This window comes from Allobosea lupini, assembly GCF_900109525.1.
In the GTDB taxonomy this organism is placed as follows: Bacteria; Pseudomonadota; Alphaproteobacteria; order Rhizobiales; family Beijerinckiaceae; genus Allobosea; species Allobosea lupini.
Genome location: NZ_FOAN01000006.1, coordinates 102,362 through 115,707 on the forward strand (window position 1 = coordinate 102,362; position 13,346 = coordinate 115,707).

The following is a 13,346-nucleotide window of genomic DNA, read 5'->3' on the forward strand; positions in this document are numbered from 1 at the left end:
CCATGGGTCATGATAGGAGTCGCGAGCATGAACCATATCGCAGGGATTGCCGCCTTCGCCGGATTTGCGATCACCGTACTGCCGGCGCAGGCGACCGAATGGATCGGGCGCTGGGGCGCGCCGGGCTGCAGCGCCGACGACACGGTGATCGGCCTCGACGCCAAGGAGCTTGACTTCTCGACATTCGAGGCGAGTTGCCGAACGCTGCGCGCCGAGCGCCGGCGGGACGTCTACGAAATCGCCGGGGAATGTCATGGCGAAGGCCGGCCCATGCGGGTCTTCTTCACCGTCCGTGTCGATGGCGACACGCTCTCCTTCATCCGCCAGCGCGGCTTCGATTTCAGCCCGAAGCGTTTCCGGCGCTGCCGCTGACACCACCTCGCGGCCCTGCCTGCGCATCGTCATCCTGCAGCACCCGCCAGGCCGCGCCGTCGAGATCGGCGTACTGGCCGCTGCGCATGCACCAGAAGAAGGCACCGAGGCCTAGAAGCCCGAGGCCGAGCGCCAGCGGGAACAGAATCACGATGATGTTCATGACTGCGCCTCCCCCGCTGCACGGGCGCGCAACGCATTCAGCGTCACCACCAGCGAGGAGCCGGACATGGCGACGGCGGCGACCAGCGGCGTCGCCAGCCCGGCGATGGCAATCGGCACCGCGACCGCATTGTAGAGCACGGCGAACCAGAGGTTCTGCAGCATCAACCCGCGCGCCTTGCGGGCGATTCCCAGCGCCGCAGCGACCGGCGCCAGGCTCTCGCCGAGGAAGACGATGGCGGCGGCCGCCTGCGCCAGATGCGTGGCGCTGACCGGCGAGAGCGAGACATGCGCGCCCGCCAGCGCCGGCGCGTCGTTGAGCCCGTCGCCGACCATCAGCACCTTATGGCCATCAGCCGCCATCTTTTCGAGCAAAGCGAGCTTGTCGCCCGGCAGCAAGCCGGCATGCAGCTCGGTGACGCAGAGTTCGGCGGCGATCGGCGCCACCGCCTCGAAGCGGTCGCCGGAGAGGATCGCGACCTGAAGCCCGGCCTTGCGCAGAGCCGCGATGGTCTCGCGCGCCTGCGGGCGCAGCGCCTGCCCGAGCGCCAGCACGGTGCGGAAGGTGCCACGGCGATAGGCGATCAGCGAGGCGCCGGGATGCAGCGCCGCGACCATGGCCGCCTCTGCCTGCGCGCCGCAGAAGGCGACGCTGCCGAGACGCCGCTCATTGCCGCCCTGCCCCACGCAAAGACCTTGCCCCTTTTCCTCGTGCACATCCTCCGCCGCACGCGAAACACCGAGCGCCCTTGCGAGTGCCTGCGCCAGCGGATGCCCGCTCGCCGCCGCGAGCGCGCCGATCTCGGCTCGCCGCTCGGCCGGCAGCGCCTCGGGATTGAGGATCTCCGGCTCCGGCAGGGTCAGCGTGCCGGTCTTGTCGAAGACGGCGATATCGGCCTCGGCCAGGCGCTCCAGCGCATCGCCCTGCTTCAGCATGATCTTGCGCCTGAACAGGGCGGAGGCCGCGACGACCTGCACGGCCGGGATGGCAAGGCCGAGCGCGCAGGGGCAGGTGATGATCAGCACGGTGACGGCGATCATCAGCGCTTCCGGCCAGGACAGGCCGAAGGCCAGCCAGCCGAGGAAGGTCGAGGCCGCCAGCGTGTGCACCACCGGGGCATAGAGCCGCGCGGCGCGGTCGGAGAGGCGGACATAGCGCGAGCGGTTGCCGACCGCCTGCTCCATCAGCCGGTCGATCTCGTCGAGCAGAGTGCCCTGCCCGGCCGCCTTGACCCGCACGGTCAGAGTGCCGGTGAGGTTCAGCGTGCCGGCATGGACGCGCTCGCCCTGCCCGATGGCGACCGGTGCGGTCTCGCCGGTGACGAGGCTCTGGTCGAGTTCGGACCAGCCGGTCTCGACGATGCCGTCTACGGAGACCCGCTCGCCCGGCCGCACCAGCACGAGATCGCCCGGTGCGATCGCGGCGATCGGCATCACCGTCGTGCTGCCGTCGGCGGCGAGCCTCGTCGCGGTCTCGGCCTTGAGCGCGGCGAGATTTCCGGCGAGATCGCGGGTGCGCCGCCGCATCAATTGGTCGAGATAACGCCCGATCAAAAGGAAGAAGAGTAGCATCACCACGCCGTCGAAATAGGCGTGGCGGCCATGGTTCCAGGTCTCGGCGACCGACATGACCAGCGCGAGGACGACGCCGATGGTGATCGGCACGTCCATGTTGACGGCGCCGGCCTTCAGCGCCCTCAGCGCGCTCTCGAAAAAGGGCCGGCCGGCATAGGCCGCGGTCGGTAGCGCGATCAGGGCGGAGAGCCAGTGGAAGAAGTCGCGCGTCGTCGGGTCGATATCGCCCGCATTGCCAGACCAGACCGCGACCGAGAGCAGCATGATGTTCATCGAGGCGAAGCCGGCGACGCCGAGCGCGCGTAGGAGATAGCGCTCCTCGCTCGCGGCTCCCGCCTCCTGGCGCTCCGGCGTGAAGGGATAGGCCTTGAAGCCGAGCGCGGCGAGCTTCTCGACCACCGCCTCCGGACGCAGCAGCGCCTCGCGCCATTCAACCGAGACGCGCTTCAGCGCCAGGTTGACGCGTGCGCCCAAAATGGCGGGCTCGCGGGCGAGCCCGCCCTCGATCGCCTGCATGCAGCCGGCGCAGCGTATCCCGTCGACCGCCAGCTCCATGCTGGCGATACCATCGTCGCGATGGCGCACGAAGACGGAGAGGTCCTGCGCCGCCATCTCAGCGCTCCAGAGTGACGCGGCTGCGCGAGACGAAGACGACCTCCTCGCCGCGCCTGACCTGTAGCTCGAGGATCCAGGAGCCGGCCTCGATCGTCTCGAAGCGGGCCTCGTAGCGCCCCGGCCGGCTCTCGCTCAGCGAAAGGTCATGGTCGCGAGCTGAGGTCGCTGGGTGACGCAGACGAGCGCTGGTGGCGAGCCCGGCGAGCGGCCCGCCGCTGCGATCGGCCAGGGTGACGGCGAGCGTCGCGCCGTCGGCCTGCCGGGCCAGCGTCGTGGAGGCGGACCAGCCGCGCGCATCGCGCTCGTGCTGGCGGGCGATCTCCTCGTTGAAGCGCTGGCTCGCCTCATAGGCGCTGCGGGTCTCGACGCCCGGCATGGTCCGCAGCGCCATCGTCAGGATGGTCGCATTGACCGAGACGATAACGCCGAAGAACAGGATCAGCATGGCAGCGACCATGCCGCCGGTCAGCTGGAAAGGTTGGCGCGGTGCAGCCGGAGCCGGATTCTCATAGGGCATGATGATGACTCCGCAGCAGCTCATCGATGGGTCTCCGGCGCCATGAAATGGTCGTCGGCTCGCACCGTCTCGCCGGCAAAGAGATCGGAAGCGGTGATGGTGATCACCTGCGAGGCCGCGAGCGGCACGCCGGCCGGGACGGTGACGAGCACGCGCACCTCGCGCGAGGAATCGGGATCGACGGTGACGACTGGCCGAAGATCGGCACTCGGCGAGGCTCCGACCGCCTCGATCCTGACGCCGGGCAGGCCGGAGACGGTCAGGGCGAAGGGCCGATGCTCCGGACGCTTGTTGAGCAGGCGCACCGCATAGGCGTTGCGGATCGCCCCGTCGCTCAGGGTGACGAACAGCGGCGTGCGCTCATGCAGCACCGAGATGCCGGCGGTGCTGCGGGTCGCAAGCTGCCAGAGCATGGCACCGCCGACGATCGCGATCAGCGCCAGATAGATCAGGGTGCGCAGGCGCACCGGTCGGTAAATCGCGGCAAGCCCGGCCAGGCGGCGCTGGACATTGCCGTCGGTATCATAGGCGATCAGCCGGGTCGGTCGGCCGATCTTGGTCATCACGGTGTCGCAGGCGTCGATGCACAGGCCGCACTGGATGCAGTCGACCTGGGCGCCGTCGCGAATGTCGATCCCGGTCGGGCAGACCGCGACGCATTGGAAGCAATCGACGCAGTCGCCGGCAGGCGCGCCCTGCGCCCTGAGCCTTGCCGCCTGCTTCACCGAGACACGCGGCTCGCCGCGGTCGTAGCGATAGGTGACGTTGAGCGCTTCGTCGTCGGTCAGGGCCGCCTGGATGCGCGGCCACGGGCACATATACTTGCAGACCTGCTCGCGCATGATCCCGGCGAGCGTGTAGGTGGTGAAGGTCAGGATCGCGATCCAGACATAGGCCGAAAGCGGCGCGGTGAAGGTCGCAAGCTCGCGCACCAAAGTCGGCGCATCCGCGAAGTAGAGCACCCAGGCGCCGCCGGTCCACCAGGCGATGACCAACCAGACCGCGTGCTTGGCGCCCTTGCGCCAGAGTGTGTCGAAGCCCCAGGGCTCGGCGTCGCGGCGCATGCGCTCGCGCCGGTCGCCCTCGAAAAAGCGCTCCACCGAAAGGAAGAGGTCCGTCCAGACCGTCTGCGGGCAGAGATAGCCGCACCAGACCCGTCCGGCGACCGCATTCATCAGGAAGAGGACGAAGGCGGCCAGGATCAGGAGGCCGGTGAAATAGTAGACCTCCTGCGGCCAGATCTCGATGAAGAAGAAGTAGAAGCGGTTGTTGGCGATGTCGGCCAGGACCGCCTGGTTGGGGAGATACGGGCCGCGATCCCAGCGCAGGAAGGGCAGCAGGTAGTAGATGCCCAGGCACAGGAAGAGGATCAGCCACTTCGCGCGCCGGAACGGGCCCGCCACGCTCTGCGGATAGACCTTCCGCGACGCCGCAAAGAGCGGAATGTCGTCCTGGTCGGCCTCGGCGGTGCTCACGCTACTGCCCTCCCCCCAGCGAGTGGACATAGACGGTCAGCGCCTTGATCGTGGTCTCGTCGAGACGTCCGGCCCAGGCCGGCATCACCCCGTTTCGGCTGTTGGCGATGGTCTCGGTCAGCGAGGCCATGTCCATGCCGTAGAGGCTGATCGCGTCGGTGAGGTTGGGCGCACCCAGCTCCTGATTGCCTTTGCCCGTAGCGCCATGGCAGGCAGCGCAATTGTCGGCGAAGACCTTGCGCCCGAGCTTGAGGTCCGCCTTCGGCTCGGTCGACAGGCCGGCAAGCTCGCGGACATGGCTGGCGACGGCAAGAATCTCCTCGCGCTTCAGCACGCCGTCGCGCCCGAAGGCGGGCATCTGGCTGACGCGGGTGTCGTTGTCGCCGGCAACGCGAATGCCATGGCGAATCGTCTGCTGGATCGCCGGGAGCGAGCCGCCCCAGAGCCAGTCGTCGTCGTTGAGGTTGGGATAGCCCCTGGCGCCGGCGCCGCCGACACCATGGCACGCCGCGCAATTGTCGCCGAAGGCGGCCTTGCCCTGCGCCATCGCGATCTGGAACAGTGTCGGATCGGCCTTGATCTGCGCAGGCGTGGCGTCCGTCATGCCGGCGGCCTGCGCCGCGCGCTGCGCCTTGAGCCTGGCCATGTCCGCGCCGATGTCGATACGGCTGGCGTAGCCGATCACGCCTTTGGTCGTGTCGGTCAAAAGCGGCCAGGCCGGATAGACGATCCAGTAGCCGATGGACCAGACGATGGTGGCGTAGAAGATGCCGAGCCACCAGCGCGGCAGCGGCGTGTTGAGCTCGCGGATGCCGTCCCATTCATGGCCGGTCGTCGGCATGCCTGTGGCGGCATCGACATGCGGATCCTCGTGCTTCTGGTCCATCGGTCAGTCCTCGCGCAGCGGGTTGAGCGCGGCTTCTTCGAAACGGGCGCGGTTCTTCGGCCAGAAGGCGTAGACACAGACCCCGAGAAAGACGGCGACGAAGTAGAGGAGCCCGGCGGATTGGGCGAAGCCGGCGAGCCAGTGATAGGTGGTTTGCATGGGTTGGCTCAGCGGATGTTGGCTTTGTCGTCGTAGAGCTTGAAGTCGACCATCGTGCCGAGCGCCTGCAGATAGGCGATCAGGGCGTCGGCTTCGGTAATGCGCTGCGGATTGCCGTCGAAATCGCGCGACTGCGCCTTGGGATAGCGCTTCTCCAGATCGGCCTGGCCGGGATGGTCGGGCGTCGCCTGCGCCTTCAGGTCGTTCTGCGCCTGTGCGATCATCTCGTCGCTATAGGGCACGCCGCCGGCGCGATTGGCGCGCAATTCGTCGGCGATGTCTCCGACGTTCAGCTCGGTCTTCTCCAGGAAGGGATAGCCCGGCATGATCGACTGCGGCACGATCGCGCGCGGCTCCGAAAGATGCGCCCGTTGCCATTCGTCGGAATACTTGCCGCCGACGCGGGCGAGGTCCGGCCCGGTCCGCTTCGAGCCCCATTGGAACGGCTTGTCGTATAGGCTCTCGGCCGCGAGCGAATAATGCCCGTAGCGCTCGACCTCGTCGCGCAGCGGCCGGATCATCTGGCTGTGGCAGTTGTAGCAGCCCTCGCGCACATAGATGCCGCGGCCGGCGAGTTCGAGCGGCGTATAGGGCCGCACGCCCTGCACCGTCTCGATCGTGTTGCGGAGGTAGAAGAGCGGCGCGATCTCGACGAGTCCGCCGATCGAGATCACCAGCAGGACGCCGATGACCAGGATGATCGAATTCGTCTCGAAGATCTTGTGCTTGGCCCAGAGCGAACGCCGCGGCGCCTTGTGGTCGATGCTCGTCATGACGACTCCTCAGGCGGTGGCGAGCTGGCGCGGCGGCAGCGCCAAGGCTTCCGGCATCTCGGAGGCTTCCTCCGAGCGCACGGTCATCCAGAGATTGAAGGCCATGATCAGTGCGCCGCTCAGGAAGAGCGCGCCGCCCAGCGCCCGGATCACGTAGAACGGGTGCATGGCCGCGACGGTCTCGATGAACGAATATTCGAGGAAGCCGAGCGAGGTGTAGGCCCGCCACATCAGGCCCTGCAGGATCCCGGAGACCCACATTGCCGTGATGTAGAAGACGATGCCGAGGGTCGAGACCCAGAAGTGCCAGCTCACCAGCCTGAGCGAGTAGAGCCCCTTGCGGTTCCACAGCCAGGGCACGAGGCAGTAGATCGCGCCGAAGGAGATGTAGGCGACCCAGCCGAGCGCGCCGGAATGGACGTGGCCGATGGTCCAGTCGGTATAGTGCGAGAGCCCGTTCACCGCCTTGATCGACATCAGCGGCCCCTCGAAGGTCGACATGCCGTAGAAGGCGAGCGAGACCACCATCATCCGCAGCACGGGATCGGTGCGCAGCCGGTCCCAGGCGCCAGACAGGGTCATGATGCCGTTGATCATGCCGCCCCAGGAGGGCATCCACAGCATGATCGAGAAGGTCATGCCGAGCGTCTGCGCCCAGTCGGGCAGCGCGGTGTAGTGGAGATGGTGCGGGCCGGCCCAGATGTAGATGAAGATCAGGGCCCAGAAGTGGATGATCGAGAGCCGGTAGCTATAGATCGGCCGCTCGGCCCGCTTGGGCACGAAATAATACATGATCGCGAGAAAGCCGGCGGTCAGGAAGAAGCCGACCGCGTTGTGGCCGTACCACCACTGGAACATCGCATCCTGCACGCCCGACCACAGCCCGTAGGATTTCGGCGACAGGATCGAGACCGGAACCGCGACATTGTTGCCGATATGCAGGACCGCGATGGTCACGATGAAGCCGAGATAGAACCAGTTCGCCACATAGATGTGTGGCTCGGTGCGCTTCTTCAGCGTGAACAGGAAGACCAGGAGATAGGCGACCCAGACCAGGGTCAGCCAGAGATCGGCATACCATTCCGGCTCGCCGTATTCCTTGCCCTGGGTGATCCCGAGCAGGTAGCCGGTGCCGGCGATGACGATGAAGAGGTTGTAGCCGAGCACGACGAACCAGGGCGAGAGATCGCCCGCGAGCCGGGCCCGGCAGGTGCGCTGGACGACATAGAACGAGGTGCCGATCAGGACGTTGCCGCCGAAGGCGAAGATCACCGCCGAGGTGTGCAGCGGCCGCAGCCGGCCGAAATTGGTCCAGGGCAGGTCGAAATTCAGCACCGGGAAGGCAAGCTGCAGCGCGATGATCAGCCCGATGGCAAATCCGGCGATGCCCCAGACCATCGCCGCGACGGTCGCGAACTTGACCGGCCCCATATTGTAGTTGGGCTTGCCGTCGATCTCCTGGGGCGCGATCGCCGGCGAGCCGTCGAAGCAGCGATTGCCGATCAAGATCATGCTGGCCGCGGCCGCAGCCGCACCGAGCATGGCGTGGAAGGCGTAGCCGGAGTTTTCGGTCAGTGCGGCGATCAGGATCAGCGGCAGCACGCTGGCGCCCGCGATCAGCATCCCGATCATCTCGCCGACCGTCATTGCCCGGACAGGGCTCGTCGTCGCCGTCACCGCTGACTCCCGCTTCGTCGCGGGCGCTGGGATGCGCCCTCCGCGTGAGGCTTAGCGGCCGGCTGGGCGGGGGGCTTTGATCCAGGTCAAGGGCAGGACGGGACGGACTGCGGCGCGAAGGCGCAGCTCACGCCGCGACGGCGAGCATCCGTTCGGGGTTCATCACGCGCACGCCGCCGGGCACGATCAGGATCGTCTTCTCCTTGGCCAGGCGGGTGAAGGTGCGGCTGACCGTCTCGATCGTCAGGCCGAGAAAATCGGCGATGTCCTGCCGCGTCATCGGCAGCGGCACCGTCACCGAGGGCTTGCCGAGCCTTGCCCAGCGCTGCTGCATGCCGAGCAGGAAGCAGATCAGCTTCTCCTCTGCGGTACGGCGGCCGAGCAGCATCATCTGCTCATGGGCGAGCGTCAGCTCATGCGTCGCGAACTCGTGCAGACGCTTGAGCAGATGCGGCTTGGCGTCGACCAGCGCCGTATAGGCGCCGCGCGAGAAGGAGCAGACCGCGACGTCGCCGATCGCATCGGCGGAGAAGCCATAGGCGTCGCGCATGGCAAGTCCGAGGAAATCACCCGGCAGCGCGAAGCCGACGACCTGACGGCGGCCGTCGGACAAAAGCTTGTAGAGCCGGACGACGCCGCCCGTGACGTTGTAGACACAGTGCGCGTCGGCCCCTTGCGAGAACAGCGTGTCGCCGGAGGCAAAATGCGTCGGCATCGCCAGCTGCTCCAGCAAGGCGAGCTCGTCATCCGTCAGCGAGGCGCAGACGCTGACCAGGCGGACCATGCAATTGCGGCATCCGCTCTCGCCATGGGCGGCGGCGCTGCACGCCGAGGGCTGACAGTTCACGATCGCACCTTCCTGCTCATGCGCGGAGCTTACCGCATGCGCGAAAGCCGACAAAGCGCGCGCGCCGCCGCAGGGCTTCGGATTTGATCCAGATCAATGCGGCAACAGGCCCTGCGCAACGAGGTTGCTGCCTGGAAACTCGGGAGAGCCGCACGTGATGGGCGATGACATCTTCGAAGTCGCGCGCATCCAGCCTGATAGCGCCGACACGGTCTACGGGCTCGTCACCCTGCTGCATCCCGAGCTCACGCCGGATGGCTGGGCCGCCTTTGTGCGTGACCATTCGCAGGACGGCGCGCAGCCTTCCGGCGTCTTCGCCCTGCGCGACGCGCGCGGCATGCCGCATGCCTTGTTCGGCTTTCGCATCGCGCGGAGGATCACGGGCGGCACGACGCTGGAGATTTCCGAGATCGCGATGATGCGGCTACCCGGAACCTGCCTCGTCGATGCATTGCTGCGCTTCGCCAATCAACTCGCCGCGCAGCTCGACCTGCCGCGCATCGCGATCTCGCTGGAGCGCTCGGCGGCCTGGCCGCAGGATCACGACGCCCTGCAGCGCTGCGGGTTCCAGATCGACCGCGTCATGGTCCTCGGCCGCGCCAGGCTCGAGCCGGCGGCGTGATCGTCCAAAGCCGTTGCAGCGAAAGTGTGCAGCGGTTTCGCGTCCGGAACTGCGCAAAACAGAAAGCTGAGGCACAGCCGGCGAAGTGGCTTCGCCGGATATGATCGAGCGGTGGCCGCGTCTAAAGCCGCCACCGGGTCGTCGCCCACCATGCGCCCACCGCAATGGCGACCATGGCGAGCGCTACTAGAATCGCCTCGCTTATCGGGTTGGCTCCTTCCGTGCGCCCATGAAGTTCGCGAACCAGGCGCCGTCGACGACGTCCGTGCTGCCCTCTCGCTGCACCGCCGTCACCCGGCATAGCAGCTCGATTTCCTCGAAGGACAGATCATAGAACGGCAGCAGCATCGGATTGCCGACGATCGAGCGATCGCTCTCGGCCACAGCCTCGCCGTCCATGAACCTCATCCTCCCTTTGCATTCGCGCGAGAACCGTGTCGTCGGCGTCTGCCGAAGCAACACAATCACCCGCAACCCGCCACACCCAAATGGGGGGTCAGGTCGATATTATTGTTCCTGATGGTACCGATTTTGGCGAATTCGCATAGACCCCTCGGCACCGGCGCATCTTGAACCGCGACATTGCCGGCGCCAGATGGCGCGGACGCCGGCAATCCGGCATGCCCAGCCCTGGACTCACAGCCCATGCCCGCCTCTCTCCAGCTCGGTCTCGACACCTTCGGCGACGTCACCGCCGGCCCGGACGGGGCCCTGCTCCCGCATGCGCAGGTGATCCGCGACCTCGTCGAGCAGGCCGTGCTCGCCGACGAGATCGGCATCGACTTCTTCGGCATCGGCGAGCATCACCGCTCCGATTTCGCGGTCTCCTCCCCGGAGACCGTGCTTGCCGGCATTGCGACCCGCACCAGCCGCATCCGTCTCGGCTCGGCCGTCACAGTGCTGAGCTCGGACGATCCGATCCGCGTCTTCCAGCGCTTCTCGACGGTCGACGCGCTGTCGAACGGGCGCGCCGAGGTCATCCTCGGCCGCGGCTCCTTCACCGAATCCTTCCCGCTCTTCGGCTTCGACCTCAAGCAATACGAGGTGCTGTTCGAGGAGAAGCTCGACCTCTTCGTAGAGCTGATCCGCAAGAAGAAGATCACCTGGGAAGGATCCTTGCGCCCGCCGCTCCGCGACCAGCAGGTCTTCCCGCCGATCGAGGCCGGCGAGCTGACGACCTGGATAGGCGTCGGCGGCAGTCCGGAATCGGTGGTCCGGGCGGCACGCTACGACCTGCCATTGATGCTCGCCATCATCGGCGGCCCGGCCCAGCGCTTCGCGCCTTACGCCCAGCTCTACCGCGACGCGATGGGACGGCTCGGCCAGGCCGAACGACCGATCGGCGTGCACTCGCCCGGCTATGTCGCCGAGACCGATGAGCAGGCGGCCGAAGAGTTCTTCCCCGCCTTCAAGGCGATGCGCGACCGCATCGGCGCCGAGCGCGGATGGGGTCCGCTGTCGCGCGCGGAGTTCGAGCGCGAGGTTTCGGGCGGAGCGCTCTATCTCGGCTCAGCCCGAACCGTCGCCCGCAAGATCGCCGCGACGGTGAAGGCGCTCGGCCTGCAGCGCTTCCAGCTGAAGATCAGCGCCGGCCCCCTGTCGCAGGACAAGCTGCTGCGCTGCATCGAGCTCTACGGCCGCGAGGTCATCCCGATGGTGCGGGAGTTGCTCGCGGCCTGAAGCGCATCGAGGCATCACGCGGCGCCATGCGCCTCGACATAGAGCGCGTAGAGCGAGTGCGAGCTCGCCATATAGAGCCGGTTGCCCTTCGGCCCGCCAAAGCAGAGATTGGCACAGCGCTCCGGCAGGCGGATGAAGGCGAGCGGCTTGCCGGCCGGGCTGAACACCATCACGCCGTCGAGATCCTCCGGCTTGCCTCTCAGCGTGAAGACCTTTCGTCCTCCGACATCGCTCGGCTCGGCGTTGAGCGCGCCATTGCTGCCATAGCCGCACCAGAGATTGCCGTCGCGATCGACGCGGAAGCCGTCGAGGGCGCCGAAATCGGCAGCGTCGACCAGTTTGACCTTGTTCGAGACCCTGCCGTCGGCGTCGACATCGTAGCTCCAGATGCTGCGGTTCGGCGTGCCGCGCCACTCGACGACATAGAGCTTCTTCTCGTCGGGCGAGAAGGCGAGCCCGTTCGGATTGACCAGATCGGTGATCACCGCCGTCAGCTTGCCGTCCGGCGCGAGCCGATAGACATTCGTCGTCGCCTGTTCCGGCTTGGCGCGCGATCCCTCCCATTCGCCGTTGATGCCGAAGAGCGGGTCGGTGAACCAGATCGTGTCGTCCGACCTGACGACGACATCATTCGGCGCGTTCAGCCGCTTGCCCTCGAACTTGTCGGCGAGAACCGTGATGCGGCCGTTCTTCTCGGTGCGGGTGATGCGCCGCGTCACCGAATGCTCGCAGGTCACCAGTCGTCCCTGCCGGTCGCGGGCATTGCCATTGGCGTAGTTGGCGTTCTCGCGGAAGACGGAGAAGCTGTTCTTCACCTCGTCGTACTTCATGATCCGGTTGTTCGGGATGTCGCTGACAAGGAGATAGCGCCCTTCCGGGAAATAGACCGGCCCCTCGGCCCAGCGCATGCCGCTGCCGAGCTGCTCGATGGTGCTCGAATAGATCCGGTACTTGGCGAAGCTCGGGTCGAGAATCTCGACGGCCGGGTCGGGATAGCGCTGGTTCGGCTTGAACGGGAAGGCCTGCGCCAAAGCAGGCGCTGCCAGCACCGAGCCGGCCGCAGCGGCGAGCCCGCCCTTGAGCAGGTGACGGCGAAACATGTCGATCATCGCATTTCCCCCTGTGCTCTTGTTGTCATGGCTGTTCCTTCGGACGCCGCATTGGCTGCGTCCGTTCTCAACCGCCGTTCGACGAATCTTGCGCCGCCGCCTCAGCGACGGGAGCGCTCTCGGATCACTTCCAGTCCGGCCGCCATCTGGCGAACTCGGCCTTGGTCTCGGCATTGGCCGGATAGAGCCCGAAGATGCCGCGCCCTTCCCGCACCTTCATCTCGACGAAATCCTCATAGGCCGTCTGCTCATAGGCCTCGGTCGCGACCTCGTTGGCGAGATGGGCCGGGATCACGCAAACGCCCTCGCCGTCGCCGACGACGATGTCGCCGGGGTAGACGGGTACATCGCCGCAGCCGATCGGCGCGTTGATGTCGAGCGCGTGGTGGTGGATCAGGTTCGTCGGCGCGCTCGGCCGGCTGTGATAGGCGGCAAAGCCCAGCGCCGCGATATCGGGGCTGTCGCGGAAGCCGCCATCCGTGACGATGCCGGCGGCGCCCCGCTGCATCAGCCGCGTCACCAGGATGCAGCCGGCAGACGCCGCGCGCGCATCCTTGCGGCTGTCGATCACCATGACATGGCCGGGCGGGCAGGTCTCGACCGCGACGCGCTGCGGATGCTGGGTCCCCTCGAACACGCTGAGATGGTCGAGGTCCTCCCGCGCCGGGATGTAGCGCAGCGTAAAGGCCTCACCGACCATGCGTGGCGCGTTGGCTGAAAGCGGGCGCACATCCTGGATGAACTGGTTGCGCAGACCGCGCTTGAACAGCGCCGTGGTCAGGGTCGCGGTCGAGACGCGCTTCAGCTTTTCGCGGCTTTCGGGGGTCAGGGCTTCAGTCATTTGTCGGCTGCTTTCAGTTTACGCGGACCATTCCAG

Annotated in this window: 15 protein-coding genes; 3 read left to right on the top strand and 12 right to left on the bottom strand. The window is 66.9% G+C overall.

Features of this window, described 5'->3' with window-relative positions; translation table 11 throughout:
* Nucleotides 1–27 precede the first annotated feature (27 nt).
* Nucleotides 28–372, top strand: coding sequence for a hypothetical protein (locus tag BMZ21_RS18315; RefSeq protein WP_091837386.1), 345 nt, complete (start codon nt 28–30; stop codon nt 370–372).
* Here BMZ21_RS18315 and ccoS read toward each other — a convergent pair.
* The 9 genes from ccoS to BMZ21_RS18360 form a co-directional block, all read right to left on the bottom strand.
* On the bottom strand, nt 341–535 hold the full coding sequence (ccoS, locus tag BMZ21_RS18320; protein ID WP_091837389.1) for a cbb3-type cytochrome oxidase assembly protein CcoS: 195 nt from the start codon (nt 533–535) through the stop codon (nt 341–343). The genes BMZ21_RS18315 and ccoS overlap by 32 nt on opposite strands.
* Complete coding sequence (locus BMZ21_RS18325) at nt 532–2,721, bottom strand: heavy metal translocating P-type ATPase (RefSeq protein ID WP_091837391.1); 2,190 nt, start codon at nt 2,719–2,721, stop codon at nt 532–534. The genes ccoS and BMZ21_RS18325 overlap by 4 nt, the downstream gene beginning before the upstream one ends.
* 1 nt (nt 2,722) lies before the next feature.
* Complete coding sequence (locus BMZ21_RS18330) at nt 2,723–3,265, bottom strand: FixH family protein (protein WP_091837394.1); 543 nt, start codon at nt 3,263–3,265, stop codon at nt 2,723–2,725.
* The gene (gene ccoG / locus BMZ21_RS18335) at nt 3,262–4,716 is read right to left on the bottom strand and encodes a cytochrome c oxidase accessory protein CcoG (protein ID WP_244543900.1); all 1,455 of its coding nucleotides are present in this window, start codon (nt 4,714–4,716) and stop codon (nt 3,262–3,264) included. The genes BMZ21_RS18330 and ccoG overlap by 4 nt, the downstream gene beginning before the upstream one ends.
* Before the next feature lies 1 nt (nt 4,717).
* Nucleotides 4,718–5,602, bottom strand: coding sequence for a cytochrome-c oxidase, cbb3-type subunit III (gene ccoP, locus BMZ21_RS18340; RefSeq protein WP_091837398.1), 885 nt, complete (start codon nt 5,600–5,602; stop codon nt 4,718–4,720).
* A 3-nt stretch (nt 5,603–5,605) separates the two neighbouring features.
* Nucleotides 5,606–5,761: a cbb3-type cytochrome c oxidase subunit 3 gene (locus BMZ21_RS18345; protein WP_091837401.1), complete on the bottom strand. Its 156-nt coding sequence runs from the start codon at nt 5,759–5,761 to the stop codon at nt 5,606–5,608.
* An 8-nt stretch (nt 5,762–5,769) separates the two neighbouring features.
* Nucleotides 5,770–6,534, bottom strand: coding sequence for a cytochrome-c oxidase, cbb3-type subunit II (gene ccoO, locus BMZ21_RS18350; RefSeq protein WP_091837403.1), 765 nt, complete (start codon nt 6,532–6,534; stop codon nt 5,770–5,772).
* 9 nt (nt 6,535–6,543) lie between these two features.
* The gene (ccoN, locus tag BMZ21_RS18355; RefSeq protein WP_091837405.1) at nt 6,544–8,181 is read right to left on the bottom strand and encodes a cytochrome-c oxidase, cbb3-type subunit I; all 1,638 of its coding nucleotides are present in this window, start codon (nt 8,179–8,181) and stop codon (nt 6,544–6,546) included.
* Nucleotides 8,182–8,338: 157 nt separating this feature from the next.
* The gene (locus BMZ21_RS18360; RefSeq protein ID WP_091837407.1) at nt 8,339–8,995 is read right to left on the bottom strand and encodes a helix-turn-helix domain-containing protein; all 657 of its coding nucleotides are present in this window, start codon (nt 8,993–8,995) and stop codon (nt 8,339–8,341) included.
* A gap of 220 nt (nt 8,996–9,215) precedes the next feature.
* Here BMZ21_RS18360 and BMZ21_RS18365 point away from each other — a divergent pair, with 220 nt between their 5' ends.
* Nucleotides 9,216–9,680, top strand: a complete 465-nt coding sequence (locus BMZ21_RS18365) for a hypothetical protein (RefSeq protein WP_091837410.1) — start codon at nt 9,216–9,218, stop codon at nt 9,678–9,680.
* A 201-nt stretch (nt 9,681–9,881) separates the two neighbouring features.
* Here the strand turns inward: BMZ21_RS18365 and BMZ21_RS18370 are convergent, their stop codons facing one another.
* Entirely contained in the window at nt 9,882–10,079 is a 198-nt protein-coding gene (locus BMZ21_RS18370) for a hypothetical protein (protein WP_091837413.1), read from the bottom strand.
* 246 nt (nt 10,080–10,325) lie between these two features.
* Here BMZ21_RS18370 and BMZ21_RS18375 point away from each other — a divergent pair, with 246 nt between their 5' ends.
* A complete protein-coding gene (locus tag BMZ21_RS18375) occupies nt 10,326–11,360 on the top strand; it encodes an LLM class flavin-dependent oxidoreductase (protein ID WP_091837416.1) in 1,035 nt (344 codons plus the stop codon).
* Nucleotides 11,361–11,374: 14 nt separating this feature from the next.
* Here BMZ21_RS18375 and BMZ21_RS18380 read toward each other — a convergent pair whose 3' ends face one another.
* The gene (locus BMZ21_RS18380) at nt 11,375–12,469 is read right to left on the bottom strand and encodes an SMP-30/gluconolactonase/LRE family protein (protein WP_425285450.1); all 1,095 of its coding nucleotides are present in this window, start codon (nt 12,467–12,469) and stop codon (nt 11,375–11,377) included.
* Nucleotides 12,470–12,593: 124 nt separating this feature from the next.
* Nucleotides 12,594–13,310, bottom strand: coding sequence for a ribonuclease activity regulator RraA (locus BMZ21_RS18385; protein ID WP_199777417.1), 717 nt, complete (start codon nt 13,308–13,310; stop codon nt 12,594–12,596).
* Nucleotides 13,311–13,346: the final 36 nt, after the last annotated feature.

Excerpts from the sequence above, each read along its gene's own strand:
- BMZ21_RS18370 (WP_091837413.1), bottom strand. The coding sequence starts at position 10,079 with ATGGACGGCGAGGCTGTGGCCGAGAGCGATCGCTCGATCGTCGGCAAT.
- BMZ21_RS18365 (WP_091837410.1), top strand. The coding sequence starts at position 9,216 with ATGGGCGATGACATCTTCGAAGTCGCGCGCATCCAGCCTGATAGCGCC.
- BMZ21_RS18315 (WP_091837386.1), top strand. The coding sequence starts at position 28 with ATGAACCATATCGCAGGGATTGCCGCCTTCGCCGGATTTGCGATCACC.
- BMZ21_RS18360 (WP_091837407.1), bottom strand. The coding sequence starts at position 8,995 with ATGGTCCGCCTGGTCAGCGTCTGCGCCTCGCTGACGGATGACGAGCTC.
- BMZ21_RS18385 (WP_199777417.1), bottom strand. The coding sequence starts at position 13,310 with ATGACTGAAGCCCTGACCCCCGAAAGCCGCGAAAAGCTGAAGCGCGTC.
- BMZ21_RS18380 (WP_425285450.1), bottom strand. The coding sequence starts at position 12,469 with ATGATCGACATGTTTCGCCGTCACCTGCTCAAGGGCGGGCTCGCCGCT.
- ccoO (WP_091837403.1), bottom strand. The coding sequence starts at position 6,534 with ATGACGAGCATCGACCACAAGGCGCCGCGGCGTTCGCTCTGGGCCAAG.
- ccoN (WP_091837405.1), bottom strand. The coding sequence starts at position 8,181 with ATGACGGTCGGCGAGATGATCGGGATGCTGATCGCGGGCGCCAGCGTG.
- BMZ21_RS18330 (WP_091837394.1), bottom strand. The coding sequence starts at position 3,265 with ATGAGCTGCTGCGGAGTCATCATCATGCCCTATGAGAATCCGGCTCCG.
- ccoP (WP_091837398.1), bottom strand. The coding sequence starts at position 5,602 with ATGGACCAGAAGCACGAGGATCCGCATGTCGATGCCGCCACAGGCATG.
- ccoS (WP_091837389.1), bottom strand. The coding sequence starts at position 535 with ATGAACATCATCGTGATTCTGTTCCCGCTGGCGCTCGGCCTCGGGCTT.
- BMZ21_RS18375 (WP_091837416.1), top strand. The coding sequence starts at position 10,326 with ATGCCCGCCTCTCTCCAGCTCGGTCTCGACACCTTCGGCGACGTCACC.
- BMZ21_RS18345 (WP_091837401.1), bottom strand. The coding sequence starts at position 5,761 with ATGCAAACCACCTATCACTGGCTCGCCGGCTTCGCCCAATCCGCCGGG.
- BMZ21_RS18325 (WP_091837391.1), bottom strand. The coding sequence starts at position 2,721 with ATGGCGGCGCAGGACCTCTCCGTCTTCGTGCGCCATCGCGACGATGGT.